The sequence below is a fragment of the Streptomyces sp. NPDC031497 genome (assembly GCF_055580905.1).
This window is the reverse complement of record NZ_JBVIKO010000018.1, coordinates 226,705-244,217: the sequence shown is the minus strand read 5'-3', so window position 1 is coordinate 244,217 and position 17,513 is coordinate 226,705. Positions and strand designations below refer to the sequence as shown.

Annotated in this window: 23 protein-coding genes; 9 read left to right on the top strand and 14 right to left on the bottom strand. The window is 66.3% G+C overall.

The features are described from left to right. The first annotated feature begins 138 nt into the window (after positions 1 to 138). The 3 genes from ACZ5K7_RS32440 to ACZ5K7_RS32430 are packed head-to-tail and all read left to right on the top strand — an operon-like array spanning position 139 to position 1,374. Positions 139 to 645 carry a hypothetical protein gene (locus tag ACZ5K7_RS32440; RefSeq protein WP_468918855.1) on the top strand — a complete coding sequence of 169 codons (507 nt, stop codon included), beginning with the start codon at positions 139 to 141 and terminating at the stop codon, positions 643 to 645. A 13-nt stretch (positions 646 to 658) separates the two neighbouring features. After that, positions 659 to 1,231, top strand: coding sequence for a hypothetical protein (locus tag ACZ5K7_RS32435; RefSeq protein ID WP_468918853.1), 573 nt, complete (start codon positions 659 to 661; stop codon positions 1,229 to 1,231). Further along, complete coding sequence (locus ACZ5K7_RS32430) at positions 1,228 to 1,374, top strand: hypothetical protein (RefSeq protein ID WP_468918850.1); 147 nt, start codon at positions 1,228 to 1,230, stop codon at positions 1,372 to 1,374. Before ACZ5K7_RS32435 ends, ACZ5K7_RS32430 begins: the two co-directional genes overlap by 4 nt. A gap of 110 nt (positions 1,375 to 1,484) precedes the next feature. Here ACZ5K7_RS32430 and ACZ5K7_RS32425 read toward each other — a convergent pair whose 3' ends face one another. Then, positions 1,485 to 2,099: a hypothetical protein gene (locus ACZ5K7_RS32425; protein WP_468918848.1), complete on the bottom strand. Its 615-nt coding sequence runs from the start codon at positions 2,097 to 2,099 to the stop codon at positions 1,485 to 1,487. Positions 2,100 to 2,194: 95 nt separating this feature from the next. Here ACZ5K7_RS32425 and ACZ5K7_RS32420 point away from each other — a divergent pair, with 95 nt between their 5' ends. From ACZ5K7_RS32420 to ACZ5K7_RS32405, 4 genes are all read left to right on the top strand, one after another. Further along, on the top strand, positions 2,195 to 2,404 hold the full coding sequence (locus tag ACZ5K7_RS32420) for a hypothetical protein (protein WP_468918845.1): 210 nt from the start codon (positions 2,195 to 2,197) through the stop codon (positions 2,402 to 2,404). 489 nt (positions 2,405 to 2,893) lie between these two features. Further along, a complete protein-coding gene (locus ACZ5K7_RS32415) occupies positions 2,894 to 3,994 on the top strand; it encodes a hypothetical protein (protein ID WP_468918842.1) in 1,101 nt (366 codons plus the stop codon). 135 nt (positions 3,995 to 4,129) lie between these two features. Continuing rightward, the gene (locus ACZ5K7_RS32410) at positions 4,130 to 4,615 is read left to right on the top strand and encodes a hypothetical protein (RefSeq protein ID WP_468918839.1); all 486 of its coding nucleotides are present in this window, start codon (positions 4,130 to 4,132) and stop codon (positions 4,613 to 4,615) included. Further along, complete coding sequence (locus tag ACZ5K7_RS32405; RefSeq protein ID WP_468918837.1) at positions 4,608 to 5,198, top strand: hypothetical protein; 591 nt, start codon at positions 4,608 to 4,610, stop codon at positions 5,196 to 5,198. The genes ACZ5K7_RS32410 and ACZ5K7_RS32405 overlap by 8 nt, the downstream gene beginning before the upstream one ends. A 91-nt stretch (positions 5,199 to 5,289) precedes the next feature. On the opposite strand, the gene ACZ5K7_RS32400 is transcribed toward ACZ5K7_RS32405, so the two are convergent. Next, positions 5,290 to 6,372 carry a hypothetical protein gene (locus ACZ5K7_RS32400; RefSeq protein WP_468918874.1) on the bottom strand — a complete coding sequence of 361 codons (1,083 nt, stop codon included), beginning with the start codon at positions 6,370 to 6,372 and terminating at the stop codon, positions 5,290 to 5,292. Next, positions 6,369 to 7,040, bottom strand: coding sequence for a hypothetical protein (locus ACZ5K7_RS32395; RefSeq protein WP_468918834.1), 672 nt, complete (start codon positions 7,038 to 7,040; stop codon positions 6,369 to 6,371). Before ACZ5K7_RS32395 ends, ACZ5K7_RS32400 begins: the two co-directional genes overlap by 4 nt. A gap of 425 nt (positions 7,041 to 7,465) precedes the next feature. On the opposite strand from ACZ5K7_RS32395, the gene ACZ5K7_RS32390 reads away from it, so the two are divergent. Continuing rightward, complete coding sequence (locus ACZ5K7_RS32390) at positions 7,466 to 8,353, top strand: TIGR03619 family F420-dependent LLM class oxidoreductase (RefSeq protein WP_468918832.1); 888 nt, start codon at positions 7,466 to 7,468, stop codon at positions 8,351 to 8,353. Positions 8,354 to 8,466: 113 nt separating this feature from the next. Here ACZ5K7_RS32390 and ACZ5K7_RS32385 read toward each other — a convergent pair whose 3' ends face one another. The 8 genes from ACZ5K7_RS32385 to ACZ5K7_RS32350 all read right to left on the bottom strand — a co-directional run bounded on the left by ACZ5K7_RS32385 (position 8,467) and on the right by ACZ5K7_RS32350 (position 14,044). Beyond that, positions 8,467 to 8,652, bottom strand: a complete 186-nt coding sequence (locus ACZ5K7_RS32385) for a hypothetical protein (protein WP_468918829.1) — start codon at positions 8,650 to 8,652, stop codon at positions 8,467 to 8,469. Positions 8,653 to 8,793: 141 nt separating this feature from the next. After that, positions 8,794 to 9,399: a hypothetical protein gene (locus ACZ5K7_RS32380; protein ID WP_468918826.1), complete on the bottom strand. Its 606-nt coding sequence runs from the start codon at positions 9,397 to 9,399 to the stop codon at positions 8,794 to 8,796. Next, positions 9,396 to 9,998, bottom strand: a complete 603-nt coding sequence (locus ACZ5K7_RS32375) for a hypothetical protein (protein ID WP_468918824.1) — start codon at positions 9,996 to 9,998, stop codon at positions 9,396 to 9,398. Before ACZ5K7_RS32375 ends, ACZ5K7_RS32380 begins: the two co-directional genes overlap by 4 nt. Before the next feature lie 10 nt (positions 9,999 to 10,008). Further along, entirely contained in the window at positions 10,009 to 10,437 is a 429-nt protein-coding gene (locus ACZ5K7_RS32370; protein ID WP_468918821.1) for a hypothetical protein, read from the bottom strand. 18 nt (positions 10,438 to 10,455) lie between these two features. Beyond that, positions 10,456 to 11,721, bottom strand: a complete 1,266-nt coding sequence (locus ACZ5K7_RS32365; protein WP_468918818.1) for a putative T7SS-secreted protein — start codon at positions 11,719 to 11,721, stop codon at positions 10,456 to 10,458. A gap of 12 nt (positions 11,722 to 11,733) precedes the next feature. Further along, entirely contained in the window at positions 11,734 to 12,024 is a 291-nt protein-coding gene (locus ACZ5K7_RS32360) for a hypothetical protein (protein ID WP_468918816.1), read from the bottom strand. Between the two features lie 477 nt (positions 12,025 to 12,501). Further along, a complete protein-coding gene (locus ACZ5K7_RS32355; RefSeq protein ID WP_468918813.1) occupies positions 12,502 to 13,173 on the bottom strand; it encodes a hypothetical protein in 672 nt (223 codons plus the stop codon). Positions 13,174 to 13,663: 490 nt separating this feature from the next. After that, positions 13,664 to 14,044 carry a hypothetical protein gene (locus ACZ5K7_RS32350; protein ID WP_468918809.1) on the bottom strand — a complete coding sequence of 127 codons (381 nt, stop codon included), beginning with the start codon at positions 14,042 to 14,044 and terminating at the stop codon, positions 13,664 to 13,666. A 257-nt stretch (positions 14,045 to 14,301) separates the two neighbouring features. Between ACZ5K7_RS32350 and ACZ5K7_RS32345 the strand changes: the two genes are divergently transcribed. After that, positions 14,302 to 14,520, top strand: a complete 219-nt coding sequence (locus ACZ5K7_RS32345) for a hypothetical protein (RefSeq protein WP_468918871.1) — start codon at positions 14,302 to 14,304, stop codon at positions 14,518 to 14,520. A gap of 132 nt (positions 14,521 to 14,652) precedes the next feature. Here the strand turns inward: ACZ5K7_RS32345 and ACZ5K7_RS32340 are convergent, their stop codons facing one another. The 3 genes from ACZ5K7_RS32340 to ACZ5K7_RS32330 are packed head-to-tail and all read right to left on the bottom strand — an operon-like array spanning position 14,653 to position 17,488. Continuing rightward, positions 14,653 to 15,342, bottom strand: coding sequence for a hypothetical protein (locus tag ACZ5K7_RS32340; RefSeq protein WP_468918806.1), 690 nt, complete (start codon positions 15,340 to 15,342; stop codon positions 14,653 to 14,655). 23 nt (positions 15,343 to 15,365) lie between these two features. Continuing rightward, positions 15,366 to 16,259, bottom strand: a complete 894-nt coding sequence (locus tag ACZ5K7_RS32335; RefSeq protein ID WP_468918803.1) for a hypothetical protein — start codon at positions 16,257 to 16,259, stop codon at positions 15,366 to 15,368. An 11-nt stretch (positions 16,260 to 16,270) separates the two neighbouring features. Further along, on the bottom strand, positions 16,271 to 17,488 hold the full coding sequence (locus tag ACZ5K7_RS32330; protein WP_468918800.1) for an enoyl-CoA hydratase/isomerase family protein: 1,218 nt from the start codon (positions 17,486 to 17,488) through the stop codon (positions 16,271 to 16,273). Positions 17,489 to 17,513: the final 25 nt, after the last annotated feature.

Sequence of the window (17,513 nt, the reverse complement as noted above, 5' to 3'; positions counted from 1 at the left end):
TTTTGGACTTCAGGAAAAGGAAAAGAGAGGTGGAAGAGAAGTGGGAAAACCAGGGGGGAAAGAGGACAAGGGGTGAGGAAGTCCCCCTTTGGGGGGGGGATTGGGGTGGGGGGGGGCTCTCCCTCCCCCCCACCGCGCTTGCAGTTTGTCCGTCTTGCGGAGACCGTCATCTTTCTGGCCATCGGCATGGATGTCCTGGGCATCTTCCCCGGGCTCGGTGCACTCAAGGGCCTCAAGGCGGCAAAGGGACTGCGCCTGTTGGCCGCCCGAGAGGGGATCGGGACGGCCTTCACCAATGGCTTCGCCGTGAAGAACATCAACAAGGGCGTCACCTTGGCCTCCAAGATTCTTTCGAAGAGGGGCATCAACCTGCTTCCGGAGGTCGGCTTCGAACCCGAGGTCCTCACCCGCTTCATCAAGGGTGGCGCGGTGGCCAATCTCGGGGTGCAGCTTGGCATCGCGGGGTTCGGCGGAAGCGATGGCGACGACAAGGCCACCGCACCCAGTGGGAGCCGGCCCCAGCCGAGTCCGAGCCCGGGGCCGACGCCAAGCCCCTCCAGCAGTGCGAAGCCGTCGGCACCGAAGACTCCGCAGCCAAGCCCCACTTCGACGCCGTTCCATGCCGCCTTGGCACCCGTTGGGTGAGGAGAACCGACTCGTGGCTGATTACAACGCCCTTGATTCCGAGACGTTCGTAGATGACTCAGGGACCGTTCGGGAGATGGTCCACTCGTCGGTCATCGCCGCGGTTCCGGCCGCGAAGGCTGCTGCCGAACAGTACGGACGGGAGGTGCGGTTCGACTTCCTCGACGACCGGGCTGTGCACTGGTTGCTTTTCCAGAGGCGTGAGGACACGGAAAAGGGAAGTGTCCTCGGATGTCTCCTCGCGATCCCGATCCTCGTTCTGGGGTTCGGGGCCTGGCCGTTCTGGGACCTGGTTGCCTCCGAGAAGTCCCGCGCGTTCCAAATGGGTTTCATCGCTGTTGACGCATTGCTGTTGATCGCCTTTTCGGTGGGCGTCTTCTTGCTTCGCCTGCCCGATCTCCGCAACCACACGGTGCGGAACATGCGCTGCCGGGTTCGTCTCTACCGAAAAATCGTGGGCATCGCCCGACGGGGAGGTGCGGACATCCCGTCTCTCTACCCCTACTACGGGATGTACGCGTCATCGCGAAAGTTCTTTCCCGAGGCAGCCGACCGCCCCATCCCCGATCAGGACCGGCCCGCGTGACGACCGACACCGAACTGCCCGAGTTCATACCGACCCACGCCGTTCCGCCGGCAATCCACGCGGACGACATCAACGTTCGCTGGGTGATGCCCGAGATCCGGGAGGCGTCGGGTATCTGCACCTGGCCTTCGCTCTGCCACTGAGCGGTATCGCGGGGCCGATGGGCGATCTGTGCGAAGCCATGGCCCACTCGCTGCGATGGGTGGGAACGTGAGCTTCACAAAACCGGACGCGACGAGGACGGTCTCGTTCGTCAGCAGTCGGTGTGCGGGGAACGGTCCTTCCTGTGCTGCCACATCGCATACATGTGCACGTCGCTGGGCGTCTCCTCGGTGATGACCGTGAGCCATGAGCCGTCGCCGAACCGGATGCGCAGCCGGTCGCTCACGTACTTCCCGGCGAGGGGATCCTCGACCGTCGCTTCCGTGCCCAGAATCTCGGCGATGACTTCAAGCCGTTCTTCCCGTCGCTTTGGAGGCGCCGCGAGGACGATGCGGTCCTGGGCCAGGGCAAGGACGCGGGCGTGATGTGACGAGTGGCTGTACCAGCGGAGCAGGAACCGGCCGGCGGCCCCGCTCCAGTCGCCGTCGAAGGTCTTGTTCAGGCCGAGTGCGACGATGGTCTCGTTCCGCCGCCTCTTGTCGAGTTTCGCGTCGCGGTGGCGTTCTTGCTCACCGCTGGTCGAGAGCATGCGCTGGAGAGTCTCCTCTCCCGCTGCGAGGAGACTCAGTAACTTGCCGATGAGTAGCAGTGGTGTTTCCAGCGCGACCCCGAGCGCGCCTAGTGGCCTTATGACGGCGGGGCGCAGGGGCGCCGATCCAGCCGCCCGGTGTACGTCGGCGGGCGGTTCGGGGATTTTGCCGATCACGCACCAGGCGGCGCACTCGGCGGGAACGCCGAGACGGCTCCGTACCTGTCCGGCCAGGGTCGTCCTGCCCATGAGCGGAGGTATTCCCTCAAGCCATGGAGGGGGTCGCGGCGAAGTCCGGCAGCGCTGCCTTCAAGAGGGCCGAGACCCAGGCGTCGAAGCTCGCCAACCGGCTGAGCGGCGGGGCACTGCGCGGAAAGGTGGGGGCGCAGGCCCTGGCCGGTGCCCCCAAGGGGTGGTTCCCCGGCATGGCCCGCGTCAAGGAGGCCTTCAGGCCCAAGGCGATATACCAGGGAGCCAAGTAGGGCTTCAAGGGGATCACGGATTTCAACGGGACCAATGTGCGGAGCCTGTCGAGGTGAAGGCCGCCATGGACACCTTCAAAGCGCAGACCCACATCTGGCAGGGCACGACGGCTGTGGCATCCTTCATCGACGCGGCGGACAAGGGAGACCTGACCAAGTACGTCGGGGATCTCATCGGCACCGACGCGCTGGACGACGGGACGTGGGCAGCCACCGGTATCAAGGATGCTTGGACAACGAGTGATGGCTGGTCGATCCGTCTCCGGAACCGAAGCGCGAGTGCCGACCCTGCGACCGCGGATGAGACCTTCCTACGCGGCGGACGTCGTGCGCCACGCACGGTTTTACCGCCAGGGGACCGAACTGGTCCTGCGGGATCGCGCGCAGCACGAGCGTCGCTTTCCGGTCGGAGAAGGCGGCATCGTGCGCGCACGGTTCGTCCCCCCGCCCGGCACCGGGACGAAAGTCCCTTCCGCCGACAGGTGGGGAGTGGTCGACTTCCTGACGGCGGCGGGCCACGCCGTTCTGCGCGTCCCTCTCGCGGAATGGCTTCCCGAAGCCGGACTCATCGGCCTCCTCCACCTGAGCCCGAAGGAGTGCCTGGAACGCACGGGCCTGCGGGCGCTGGTGGCGGAGCTGGGCCTGCCCATGGAGGAGGACAGTGCTGCGCCGGCCGGACATTTCGAGACCGACCGGGTACCCGGAGGACGGCCGGAGACCGCGAGATACGCGGATCTCCCGGTCTGGCACAGCTGGGTCCGGGGCCTCGGCATGCTGGTGTGGTTCGTGTTCTTTCTCGTCGTCCCCATGCTGGGACGGGGCAGCCGCTGGACCGTGCTGGTCGCGACGGTCGGCCTGCTCCTGGTGCCCGGGGCCGACCTGGTTCTGAGAGTGCTCCAAAGGGTGCGCACGCACGGCGATCCTCTGCTCGCCGGAGCTGAACTGGTCGTCCCCGCTCCTGAAGCCGGTGCCGGTGCCACTCGCCGGTTCCTCGACACGGCGGCCGTACGCGTACTCCCGGGAGACGTGGTACTCACCAACACCCTGGGTGCGGAGCGATGGCTCCCACTGACGGGGAGTCACGGCGTGACCCGCCTGGTCCGACTCGTCGAGCCGTCGTCCGGTGCCGTGCTCGGCGTGGAGTTCCGGGACCGGCAGAACGCGGAACGAGCCCTGCTGCCGTGGCGATGGTGGTTCGCCGGGACGAAAGGGGCCGAGAACTGGTCCCGGTTGGCCGACGCGTCGGGACTGCCCGTCTCCGACGAGAAGGCGCGCGACAGCCGAGAGGCGGACCGGTGGTGGCAGAACCACCCGATGGCGGCCGACGCCCGATGGATGGCCCCGGTTGACGCCAAGGAGGCCCGCCAGGAGACAAGTTGGCACTCGGCGGTGCTGGGGGGCGGCGAGGCGATCGTGGTATCACTCTTCAGCCTGATCCCGCTGCTGGGCCTCGGCTCCGACCAGCCGCTGGGGCGGGTGGCCGGCGTGCTGGCGGCCCTCACCATCCTCGCGGAACTCGTACCGGTCGTAGCGCACCGTCTGACGAGCCGCTTCCGGCTCGATCGCCCCGCCGAGCCGGAGACAGCATGACCACCACGCCCACGCCCCCTTCCGACTACCGGCTCATGCTGCCGGAAGGCTGGTTTCGGCGTCGCGCTCGAACCCGAGCGCCGTGAGCGGTCCGTCGACGCCCTGGTGAAGCGGCAGTTCAGCGGAACGGACGACGTGCCGCACCTGCGTCAACTGCTGCGCGAGGAAATGCTGGAACGCGCCACCGACGCCTACGACGCCGGTGGTATCGAGCTCTGTCTCAGCCTGCAGCGCACGGGTGCGCTGACGATTCCCGCCTCGCTGTTGACCACGCTGCTGCCGTCGCCGAAGCCGGGCAGCACTCCGTCCTCCCTGGGCGAACTGGCCGCAGGTCTCGGCGGTGACGGGCGTACCGCCTCGCTCGTCGAGCTCGGGGCCGGTACGGCCCTCCGCCTCCGCCGAGACCCTGAGGCGGCCCCCGCGGCGCCGCCGACGGCAGAGGAGAACTATGCGCTGCCCTCGGTCACGGTGGACTACGGACTGATCGTCCCCGGCAGTGACATGCACCTCCTCCTGACCTTCTCCACCCCGCTCGTGCAGATCCCCGACGCCGTGATCGAACTCTTCGACGCGGTGGCCGGCTCGCTCACCTGGCTGGACGGTGACGCCACCCATGAGTGACATCCAGACCTGCGGCATCGTCTGTCCGACGGACTGGGTGCCGCACCCGCTCGATCCGTCGGACGACGTCAAGAGGTGGGCGAAGAGCACCGCGACGGAACTGTGCGAGCGGAGCGGCACGGCGGGCTACGAGCTGGACTGCAGCGCCCTGCGCAAAGACCTGCGGCGCTGGGCCGAGGACAGCCGCAGCCGTGCTCCGCTGTACGGCTTCGCCTTCTACCCCGACGGGTTCGACACCGCCCTCGGCCTTCTGGAAGTGGAGGTCATCCGGCCCGACGACACGGTCCCGCGGTTCTCTCTCGACTGGCTGGCGGACACCTTCAGCGCACATGACTTCGGCCCTCCGCACATCTCGCACCCTGACGTGCCGATCGGCCCCGCCGTGCGCCTCCGCCAGAACTTCGCCGCGGACGGCATGTCCCGCCGCGGTCCCGGAGTGCTGCTGCAGACAGTCACCTACGGAGTCCTCCCGGAGAAGACCGATAACGCCCTCGTTCTTCTCGTCTCCTGGACGATGCCAGGCATCGACGAGGAGATGGAGGACGCCGCGGACAGCATCGCCAGGACGCTGACGGTGTCGTGACGCTCAGGCGGAGTGCTCTGCTTCGCCGTCTGTGAGTCCTTCGAGGGGCACCCTGAACGACACCGGCGCTCTTTCGTCCGCCCGCACTTGATCAGCGGTTGACGGCTTGGATTTCCTGCACGGTGACGTCCTGCGTGGTTCCGAAGGTGCCGTCGGGCAGGTCTCCGCCCGCGCCGCCGGTGCCCGTCCAGGAGATCTTCCAGGTGATCGTCGCCCGGAGCTTGAAGACGCCGTCACCGGAGGAGTGCAGGTACCTGATTCCGCAGGGCGGTGTTTTGTCCGCGTCTCCCTTGGCGTAGGGCCGGCCGATGGAGTCGTCGGCGTTGATGGCGCACTGGCCGGAGGCGGGGAAGGTCTCGGCGTCCGTGGTGCCGGGTTCGAGTTTGAGGGAGACCGGCTTCGCGGTGGTCGTGGCCTGGATGCCGAAGCCGGGGACGTTGATGGCCGCGGTGGCCTGGACCTCGTCGAAGACGGCCTTGTCGAGCCAGGCCCAGGTCGGCAGGTTCACCTTGGTGGTGGTCTCGGGCGCGAGGGTCACCTTGGTGTCGGGCAGTTGCATGCGCTGGTACGCGAGGGCGGCGAGGATCTCCGGTTTGATGGCCTCTTCGTACCGGGCCGGCGGGGTGTCGCCGTTGTCGACCCAGAAGGGGAGGTCGTTGCAGGAGCTGCGCTTGAGTATGTCGGGTTCGTCGGGATTCTCGACGGCGGCCCAGAACATCCCCTCGCCGTCCTTGTCTACGTTGTAGTCCTTGTAGCCGGGGGTGTCGGTCCAGCCGTACTCGTCCTCGTAGTGGCGCTGCATCTCGCCGATCGCCGCACCCGCGGTGCCGCCCATGCCGGGCGTGTTCTTGGCGCTCTCGATCTGCCCGGACATCTTCTTCTTGAAGTCCTTGGCGCCGAGGTAGGGGGCGTACCAGCAGGGCGGCGGAGTCCAGTTGACGTCGGAGGACGTCACGTTTCCGGTGCCGCCGCTCTTGGTGACGGCGCCGGAGTACTGGATCTTTGCGGCGGCGTAGATGCTGGTGTCGTCCTTGCCGCCCGCTTCCTTGTTGGAACCTGTGGTGTTGCCCGGCAACTCTGATGAGTGGGCTGGTTCCGCGAGGGCGAGGACACCGAAGACCAGCGTCAGGGCGGCCGTGCCGGTGGTGAGGGTCGTACGCAGTGACCTTTTCACTGGCACTTCGCCGCCTTCGCTTGGACGTACACCTTCGACGCCTGCCACAGGCCCTCGGCCGTGGGGTACTTGACCATGACGATCCTGAAGTAGTCAAAGTCCGCGATGCTGGGCTGGCTCTTCAGGACCTTTCCGGACTTGACCTCTTTGGTATAGAACTTGCTGGAGTCCACGCAGAAGTCGACCTCCACCGAGCTGCCGTTGGAGGCGGACCGAGTGGTGGCGTCGTAGTGTCGGCGGGTCCCGGTGGCCGTCCAGTCTCCGTCGAGCCTGCTGTTGATCTGAGCCTTCGCGTAACGGAGCCCGTCGCCCGTTGAGTAGGTGGTCACGGCCGCGGTCTTCGTCGTGCGCTTGTCGATGCCTTGGTAGATGGCACGGACGAAGTTCGCGGCATCCCCCATCGCCGCTGCCTCGTTCTTGTCCTTCGGCTTGGCCCAGTCGAAGACCAGGTTCATGTCCTTGGGCAGGGACAGGTCCACGCCGTCGGGCTTGTCCTCTGCTGGTGCTCCCGAAGCGGATGCCGAAGGCGTCGGCGTCTTCGTTTCCTGGCCGGCGCCGGTGATCTTGTCGTTGTCGCTGGCTTTGCCGTCCCCACTGCCGCAGGCGGTCAACAGCAGTGCTGCGGTTGCCGCCAGCGCGGCAGCGGCGGGCAAGGTGCGGCGCTTCACAGTGAACTCCCCGTGAGAAAAAAGTCCATTCAAGAGACCCGACGCTATCGGGGAGGTTCTCGGTTTCGCCAGAGCGAACTTCCCTGTGAATGGTGACAATTCCGGGCGCATGGGGTGAGCGGAGGTGTGACTTGTGTCCTGATCTTGCCCGAACGGATGACGACTCGGATGTGTCGGGACGCTGTGCCCGGTCACCGTGAGGTGCGAGTTCCGTTTCGCTATTGCTGTGGCCGGGACAGTTCACCGGGTTGTTTGTACGCCGCAGCTGCCGTGAGGCATCGGCCCCGGCGCACGCCCTGATGGGCGACCGGTGCCTTCCAGTGGGATGAATCGAGGCAGTACGGGAGTTGGGGTGTGGCGGCAGGGCTGTCAGGTGATTTTTTCGCCCTGTCGCCGCCACCTGACCGCCACCGAAAGGTCGCCCCATGCCCCTGCTGCGCCTCGGCGTCTCCCTCCAGCCGCGCTGGCCGCTCGACGACGGAGGCAGCGTGCTCCGTGCTGCGCGCCATGCCGAGGACTTAGGTTTCGACCACGTCGCGGTCGGCAACCGTCTCCTGGACAGCGGGTTCGGCCTCGACACCGACCCGCTCGTCCTGCTGGCGGCCGTCGCGGGCGCCACGACGCACCTACGGCTGCTGACGTCCGTACTCGTCGCCCCGTACTACCCGGCGCTGGTGCTCGCCAACCAGGCGGCCACCCTGGATGTCGTGTCCGGCGGTCGGCTGATCCTGGGCGTCGGCACTGGCTGGAACCCGGACGAGTTCAACGCCGTCGGCGTACAGCCCCGCGAGCGCGGCGCGCGCACAGACGACCACCTCGCTGCCGCCAGGGCCCTGTGGACCCGGCGCCCCGCCGACTTCGACGGGCCGTTCACCACTCTGCGCGCCGCGCGCCTGGGAGTTCCTCCGGTCACCCCTGGCGGCCCGCCCGTGTGGGTCGGCGGCAACAGCGACGCCGCCCTGCGCCGCGTGCTGCGGTTCGGCGACGGCTGGTACGGCACCGGCGCCGACCCCGCGGAGGTCATCGACGTGCGACGCCGGCTGCACGAACTCGCAACGGACGCAGGGGAGGCCGACCACCTCATCCTCGCCTCGGCCGCGTTCCTCACCCCGCCCGGCATCCCCGCGGCTGTACCGCCACCGGGACGGCCACTCGGCGGCGCCACGCCCACGGCAGCGAGCGTCACCGACGACCTCGGGCAACTCGCTGAGGCAGGACTCACTGCCTGCACCCTGTGGCTGCCAGTTGCGGCTGAGCATGTCGGGGAGGCGATGGAATGGATCGCAGCCGAGGTCGCGCCACAACTCGCCTGATGGCGTGACCGGAAAGATTGGCCGGGGTGCTCAGGCCGCAGCGGCGAGGGGGCGTCCGCCCCAGCGGATACCTTTCTCGCTGCGGATGCGGGCGAACCTATGCAGTCAGGGCACTATCGAGGTGCTTTGCCTCTCGGGTAGCCGCACGTCGGGTATGCCGAGGTCAGCGGCGCCGGTTCGGCGCGTCCGCCGGCCAGGGTCTCGAGCTTGCCGCGGTCCTCGATCCCCTCACCCTGCGCGCCGACCTTGTAGACGCGCAGGGTGAGGCGGGAGCGGTCGGTGGAGCCGAGGGCGAGCATACGAGCAGCTGGACGACCGGCAGGCCAAAGGCTGATTGTTACCTCGGCAGAGGAACGGGTCAGGTCACGGCGGTGCGATGGCGCGGTCGGCCACCGCACCGACGGGGTTTGTGAGCGCATCTCGCACGCAGTGATCGATGGTCAGCCGTCTTCCTTCATCACCCGGAGACTCCTGGCGAATTCGTCGAATTCGTCCACGTTGGCCGTGACCCAGCCGATGTTCTCGCTGATGGTGCGAAGGACCAGGTCGATGCCGTGCGACTCCACCCGCCACGCGTAATTGACGGAACAGCAGACGGCTTCGGCCTTGGGTGATACGAAGTGCCGGATCGAGCGTCTGCCGCGGCCCAACCGATCGGTGTCGAACTCGATCACCTCGGGGTCCTGTAGCGCTCCGGGAGCGTTCTCCTGGACGAGTTCGGACAGGACCGATTCGGTCTCGCCCTCGCTGGCGTCGATGTGGGTCACGAAGGTCAGGAAATCGCGGCGCGGGTCCGGAATGTAGGCGAAAGCCTGGTGGACCGGGAGCGTCTGAGGGAGGAGTTCCGCCGTCGCTTCCAACTGACCCGCGAGTTCTTTGATCTCCCTCTTGTCGTCGGGACCGCTGTCGGCAAGGCTCCAGATCAGTTCCGAGGTCCTGCGGGCCCACTTCCGACGTTCACGCGAGGCGCCCCGGCCGTCGAGGAGGGGAAGTCCCACCCAGACCGTCGGGTCGCTGTCCGTGTCCAGGGCGAAGTGGATGTTCATTCGGTTCTCCATCGGAAGGTGGTCATCACAGCATCGAACAATTCCGCCAGGAGGTCCGAGAATTCTCCCTTGGGGTCGCCGTCGCCGACCGTACTGAAGCTGACAACGATCCACTCGGAGTTCGCTCCCTCGGACGGGACCGGGAGCACGTAGTCGACATGCCTCGACGGGGTTTCGATACCTTTACCAGGATTCACGCCCAGCACGCGCTCGCCGCGCACGCCGACCGTCTCGTGGACCTCGACCGGTTCGGTGAAGTCGAAGTCTCCGACCAGTCGGGTCATCACCTCTTGCCGGGTGACTCCGTCCTCCAGGACGGTATCGACCTTGGCCACGATGAAAGACGCGGGCGTGATCCGTCCGTGCACCGGTTCCACGGGGATGTAGAGGTCGATGCCATTGCGGCGTCTCGCGTCCTCCACAACACCGTTGAGTTTTCTGTGCAGTTCGAGCCGGGCCTCGACGAGACGGTCTTTGGGTAGCTCGGAGGAGTGTCTCAGTGCCGCGTCGTCGACGATGCGTTTTACCGCCTCTGCGGTGCCTTCGCGAAGAGGTACTTTCGCCCAGCCCGGCGGCAGGAAAAGGGTGTAGCCGATCACGTTTCCGGTGTCATTCGGAGACATCTACCTGGTTTCTGCGTTCGAGGACCGAGTAAGCGGCGACGAATGCCCCTGGTGCGAAGGACAAGGCCAGGAAGGCTGGATGATGATGCATCAGCATGAACAACGGTACGATCTGAACAATACCGCCAGCGGTGAAATGGAAGGCCATCTCCTTGACCCACTGTCGCCGCCGATGCGCGATGATCACTCCACCCGCGAGCGCGAGCGTCGCAAGAATCGGGAGCGTCTGACCGGCGATACGAAGCACCGGACTCAATGACCTCGGAAGGACGCCGGACGAGATGAGTACGGCGCCGATGATCGCCACTGCCAGAAAGACAAGAGGGGTGACGATGACAGCACGTACGACCTTGAGCCGACCGGTGGCCTGCAGAGCGTCGCCACTTTCCTGACCTACGCTGGATTGAGCGGTCACGTATGCATCCCCTCCCCGCTACCAGGCCGAGGACTGATGAGTGACGCCATGGCTTGCCTTGAAGTCGTTGTACCAGTCGGCACTCGGCTTGTGCGGAATCCCAAGGCCATCGCTGACGGCATTGGAAGTGTCGTTGTCGCCCAGCAACTTGTCGCCCCAGTCTGCTGCGGCGCCCCCATAGGTCGCTGCCATTGCCGCACCGTAGCTGGCCTGACCCGCCAGCTTCGTACCCGCCGGAATCCTGTCGCCGAACCTGTTCACGTTGGACCTGACATTCTGGCCCAGCGCCGCGAGTTCGTCATCTCCCAGGTGAAGAGCCTTGGAGAGCTTCGTCGGCTGAGGCAGCTCATGGGAAACCTTGCCGACGCGTCCGGCGATTCCCTTGCGCAGCGCCTTCATCTCTTCCCGGACAGCCGCGCGGGTCGCGTCATCACTGGCACCAGCCAGTCGGTTGGCAAGCTGGTTGCGCATCGACCTGGTGGCCAGGAGACCGTCCTTCAGCTTCGCGGTCCGGCTGACGGTGGAGGCCGTCCGGGTAGCTACGTTGGCGCCCTTGAGCCCGGCCAGGGCGGCCTTTCCGGCACCCATCGTGAGCAACCCGAAGGCATCGAAGGCCAGATCCATCCAGGTCGCCTCGCCGGCCTTGACGAGAAGGAATCTGCCCAGGACCACCGCGATGCCGATGCCCAGAACGATCAGATTGAGACCGGGAACCCAGATGGCCACGATCGCGGCGATGGTACCGATCCAGCTGAGCACATCCAGAAAGAGCTTGAACCCTTTCGCATGGTCCTTCGCCCAGCCCACCGCATCGTCCCAGAGGCTGTCCTCGATCTCGTCGTCGATGGCCGAGCGAATCCGTGTGCGGGCTTCCAGAGCATGCGTGTAACTGTGGCCAACTGCCTTGCTGAGCTGCTCCTTCGCATCCTTGACCGTGTCCTCGTTCTTCTCGTCCGCCTTCGCTTTGTCGAGAGCCCTCTGGGCTTCTCCCTGGGCGTGCTCCAGTTCGTCGGCCCACTTGCGCAGATGTCCTGAAACCTTGCTGTAGCGCCCCTTGGTCTTGTCGAAGCGGCCTGCCAGTTCGTCGGCCTGGTCGCGAAGAGCGTTCGCGTACTTGCCCTTGATGTTCTCGTCCTTGCCGAGCTGGCGCAGCTTCGTCACCTGCCGTTCCAGCGTCTCGGCGATCTTCTTCAGTCGGTCGGCCTCGTCCCGGACCGCATCCGGGTCACCGGGCACGGGGTCGGATTCGGCGATCGGGGACCAGTCGACAGGGCGTCGAGCCACGGCAGGCGTCCTCTACTTCTTCTTCGGCTTGTTGACGTTCGCGAGTTCCTGGTCCAGGTCCTCGAACCCTTTGATCGACTGTTCGACCATCTTGCCGACCTGGTCGATGTTGCCGAGGAGTTCCTTGCGGTGGTCGTCCCAGTTGTCGGTGAAGTCCTCCATGGCACCGGCGACCAGCTCCGATCCGTACTCGTCCCGCATGTCCTCCTGATGGGACGAGCACTCCTTGAATTCTCTGCGCACGGTCTTCAGGTCGCGCTTGATCGTGTAGAGGTATGCGTAGTCCACCCCGAGGTCTGTCATGAGGCGGACCCTTCGTGAGTCGGCAGTGCGACACCGTGCGTCAAGATTGAACCCCCGTGAAGCAAAGTAACGTCCAAGAGATCCGACGCTATCGGTACGGCCGGTGGGTTCGCCAGAGCGAACCTGCCCCTGTGTGGGCGATCACGGGCCCGGTGGCGTCGGCTATCTCGCCCTGACGTTCGCGGTATCACTCAGCGGAGTGGCAGGCCCCATGCGCAAACTCTGCGACTCGATCACGAAGTCACTGCGGTGGATCGTATGAGCGGGGCGTGGCTCCTGCCCGTCCGATTCGAATGCTGTTCAACTCCGTGTCCCACCACCGAGCCGGATCCGCGCATGGGTTGGACCGCGGCGGGACATGCGGCCGCGGCTCAGAACGTCCCGTCGCCGTCCTTGTCGATGTTGTAGTCCTTGTAGCCGGGGGTGTCGGTCCACCCGTACTCGTCCTTGTAGTGGCGCTGCATCTCGCCGGTCCGTTCATTGGCACTGCTTCGCCCCCGTTTCGACATACACCTTGGACGCCTGCCAGAGGCTCTCACCCGTGGCGACCTTGACCATGATGATCTTGTAGTAGCCGTAGTCCTTGAGGCTGGGCTTGGTCTTCAGGACCTTTCCGGTCTTGACCTCTTTGCCGTAGAACTTGCTCGTGTCCGAGCAGAAATCGACCTCTACCGAGGTGCCGTTGGAGGCGGAACGGGTGGTGGCGTCGTAGTGGCGGCGCGTACCAGTGGCGGTCCAGCCACCCTTGATCCACTCGTCGATCTGGACGGTCGCGTAGTTGAGCCCGTCGCCGGTGGCGTACGCGGCCAGGGACGCGTCCTTGGTCGATCGCTTGTCGACGCCCCGGTAGATGGAGCGCATGAAGTTTGCGGCATCCTCCATCGCCGCAGTCTCGTTCTTGTCCTTCGGCTCGGCCCAGTCGAAGACCAGGTTCATGTCCTTGGGCAGGGACAGGTCCACACCGTCCGGCTTGTCCTCTGCCGGTGCTCCCGAAGCGGATGCCGAAGCCGTCGGCATCTTCGTTCCCTGGTCGGCGCCGGCGATCTTGTCCTTGTCGCTGGCTTTGTCGTCCCCACTGCCGCAGGCGGTCAACAGCAGTGCTGCGGTTGCCGCCAGCGCGGCAGCGGCGGGCAAGGTACGGCGCTTCACAGTGAACTCCCCGTGAGACAAAAGTCCATTCAAGAGAGCCGACGCTATCGGGGAGGTTCTCGGTTTCGCCACAGCGAACTCCCCTGTGAATGGTGATAATTCCGGGCGCATGGGGTGCACGGAGGTGTGACCTGTGTCCTGATCATGCCTGAACGGATGACGACCTCGGACGCGTCGGGGCGCTGTGCCCGACTGCCGTGAGTGGCGAGTTCCGTTTCGCTATCGCGGTGCCTTGTATCTCGGGTAGGTGCACGGCGGGTATGTCGATGTGCACGGAGCCGCTTAGGTGCGTCCGCAGGCCAGGATCTCGAGCTTGCTGCGGTCCTCGGTCACCTCACCCTGCGCGCCGACCTTGTAGACGCGCAGGGTGAGGCGGGAGCGGCGGTCGGTGGAGTCGAGGAGTTGGAGTGCGTCGGTCAGGGGCGGACGGTTGCTGTCGGTTCGGCGGCGTGAGCGGCCGTGACCGGTGAACTCCTTCGATGCGTCGCGGCTACGACCGTAGTTCGCTCCCTGCGCTATGCGGTGCCTGCCCGTTGGTGCTTTCGCGGTCCTCCTCGTCGTCCGGTACGACCAAGCGCCTGCCCCGGGAGTCGGCGACGCGCAGCGTGTCGGTGAGGCACTCGGCGAGGCGGATGCCGGCGTAGCGGACCTCGGTGTACGGCGACATCGGGTCGTCCAGCACCTGGCGGGCACGGCCCAGGACGTCGGGGCCGGTGGCGAGCCGGGCGGTCTCCAGGTCGTCGGCGAGGCGGGAGAGATACCCGCCGTTGTTGTCCGTGACCAGGTAACACGGTTTGCCTTCGGGGGTGGGCCAGGGGAGGAGGCGGGGGGAGGTCGGGGCGTGCGCGTGGCTGTTTGGCTGTTCCCTCACGCGGCCACCTCCGGCGCGCCGATCACGTGCTGGTCGAGGTCGATCCCGAAGTCGGCGGCGAGTACGAGGGCGAGGCGGCGGCGCTGCTGGAGGGCGGCCTCGCGCTCGTGGACGGTGAGGTAGGGGCGGACAAGGGCGGACTCGGCGCCGTCGAGGAGAGTGGCCAGGCCGTACGGCGACCGGTGGGGAAGGCGCGAGGCCTCGGCGGTGAGGGGGCAGCGTACGAGGGTGAAGTGGACGTGGGGGAACGGTGGGCGGTGAGGACGGCGGCGCCGTTTCCCGGTACCGGGGGCGAAGAGGAGGCGCAGCCATTGGAGGGTGCGAGCGACGAGTACGGAGTGGCACGTCTCACTGCACGCCGTGCCGCACAGGAACTGCGCGAGCGCGGCCTGATCGTCACCGTGCGAGGCAAGGGATCCTTCGTCGTCGAACAGCCAAAGGCTGACGCACCGGAAGAGAGCGGATCGGACACCTGAAGAGGCCGGGCGTTGTGTCGTGCGGCCTCTACAGGTGTCCTTGAGTCGCGTCGGCTACTCGGCGGCAGCCGCCCGGCCTTCCGAACTGCTTCTTCTCGGGACGCCTGCACAAGGCGTACCAGTCCATGGCGGCTAGTTCTCCAAGGCTGGCTCGTTGGATCCTCCGTTGCCTTGTCCTGCTGAGCCCGTGTCGTTTTCAGGAGAAGGGAAGGACACCGTCCGTAGGATCCCCACCGCTCCGTCGCAGAACTCGTTCCAGTATTCGGTGGAAGCCGTGTGAAGCGTGAATACGGCGGTGTAGGGGCCGGTCGGGAACGGGACATGGACCTGGATCTGCCCGGTCAGGAGTTGTTTCTCCGTGTGGTCGGCAGTGAGTTCCGGTGAGAGCGTCACCTCGCGCATGGTTACGCACGAGACCGCGGGGCCACAGGGGAGGTCCATCCAGCGTACGTCGTGGTTCGGATCACGGGAGAGGGCGACCAGGATCCCGTGTGCCGCCGCGTCCGGGTCCGCATGGTCGGTTTCGACCGCTGCCACGGTGAAGGCGCACTGGACGACGCCCTCGTCTTCGGTGGAGAACAAGCCCAGCGCCGAATACGAAACACCGCTGAGGGCCAGTTGCTCGGCCAGGGCCGCGTAGTACGGGGCGGCCGGGGTCCACAGCGCTTCGTCCCCCTGGGAGTAGAGGTCCCGGACGAAATCGTCGGACAGCGCGGTCCGCGCCTCGGGCTCGGCTGCCAGCGGGAGGGTGAAGAAGCCGTCAGGGATGTCGAACGTCAGGGGAGGGACATCCGCTTCGACCGTTATGAGAGGCGTGGTCACTGGGTTTCCGCTTCCAATCCGGTTTAGAGGTCGCCTTCTTGGAACGGAACGTCTTCGCCGTTGGCGCCCATCAGGCAGAAGTCGCTGCTGATTCCGTAGTCGGGATCGATCGTGCCGGTCCTCATATAGTCGGCGAGAAAGTGGCCGCTCGGCCGACGACTGATCACGAGATCGCCGGGTCCCTTCTGGCGCTCCAGCAACTCCGCGACGGTTCGCTGTTGCCCCTCTGTCAGCGCGTCGCCGGACACCAGTTCAGGACTGGTGGCCAGGGGCCGGGTGACATCGTCACGGCAGTTGGTGTTCCAACCCGCGAGGCGACTCCATGATCCGTCGGCGAACACGAGCTTGAAGTCCACCTTGTACTGGCTGAACTTCATCCGTTTCACGGTACTGATGTTGGACCGGTCGGTCTCCCACAGGACCTCGTCATGGGGGGCGTTCTTGTCGTCCAGCAGTCCGAGGACGAGGACCCGCCGGTCTGTCACCACCAGGTGGGTTCGATCGGTGTCGGGACGGCGTCCGGGGTCGAGCTGCCACGGGAGGGTACGGGCGAGGCTTCCGGGGGCCGCCCACATGACGGGGAAGTCCTCGACCTCGTTCTCCGGCTCCTCGGGCTGTCCGAGCCGCGAGACGTTTCCTGTGCTGCCCGACCCGGCCAGCGATTCGAGGACGCCGAGGGTCGCCACGAGCAGAAAGCGAGCGCCGAACTTGCCCCCCTCACGCAGGCGGCTCTCGCTCTTGGCGCGGGCGGTGAATTCCGGACCCGCCGGCCAGCCCGGCAGCTCGTCCTGGATGTCCCGTCGCGCCGTGTCCCTGAACCAGCGCATCCCGGACACAGGTGTGGCGACGCCGGTGGCGAAACTCACTCCGCAGCGCGCGAGCAGGGTCTCGTCGGGGTCAGGCTGCCATCTCGTCATCTTCTCGTGCCTCAATGTGCTGTGGCGGATTGCTGGAGACTGTCTCCCGGATTGGCCGAGTCACCGCTGTGCAGGCCGATGCTGATTCCCTTGGGAAGCACCTTGCCTGCCACGTCGATCCCTCTGCCCAGTTTGCTCAACGGGTCGACTGTGAACTTCTCGCCCGCGAGCGCGAGACCCTTGGTACCGAGCCATTGGCCTTGGTGATATCCGGCCTCGGCGAGCCCGGCCAGGCGGCTCATTGCACCGCTCTCATGGGACAGCAGTCCGAGGTCCTTCCCCGCACCGCCCAGGACGATCCTTCTACCCAGCAGGCCGATACCGCCCTTGACCGATTTTGCCATGTCGCCCGTTGCGATCACGTTGAAGGCGCGCTCGATGCCGGACACCTTGAAGCCGCTGCCGAACTCCGCGATCCTCTCGGCCGCGGCCGCCTTGCTGGCCACCTTGGCGCCCTTACCCAAGAGGCCGATACCTGGCAGCAGTCCCAGCGCGTCCGTGCCCATGGTGAGCCAGCTGACGTCAGCACCGCTCGCCTTGGCGACCGAGTGGGCCAGCAGCGCCATCCCGCTGGTGAGAACGGCCGCGGCACCGAAGATCGCGCCGAGCGGTTCGAAGGGCAGGGTGATGATGGCCAGTACGCCGAGGATCGCGGTGACGTCGCTGAGGATGTCGCCGATTTCCTTGATCAGATCGGCGTGTTCCTTGAGCCAGTCCCCCGTGGCGTCCCACGCGTTCGTGATCCCGTGCCCGAGCTTGTCCCAGAAGCCGGGCTCGTCGGGAGCGATGTCGCCGGCCTTGTCCAGCTCCTTGCTGATCTGGCGGGCGGCCGCCCGGTAGTCCTCCTCCAGCTCGTGGACCTTCTGGATCACCCCGTCCACCGCGCTGGACGCCTTGCCCAGTTCCGTGCTGCCGTCACTGCCGGCCTTGCCCTGGGCCTCTGCCTTGGCGTCGAGTTTCTCCCCGGCGCTCTTCTCCAGCCGGTCCGCTCGTTCCTGGAAGTCCTGGAGGTCGGCGGCCCAGCGGTGGAGCGCGCGCGAGGCCTTGTCGAAGGAGTCGTGGCTCTTGCGGACGAGTGGGGTGACGTCCTTGCCGATGTACTCGGTGAACGCGACCGCGGTCTTGCCCTTCCAGGCCCCGCACTCGATGCGCTCCAGCTCGTGCAGCGCCGTCCCCAGTTCACCGGCCAGCTTGCCGAGCTGCTTGGCGAGGTCTTGGGTGTCCTCCACGCTGCCCGGCGTGGGGTCCCAGCCT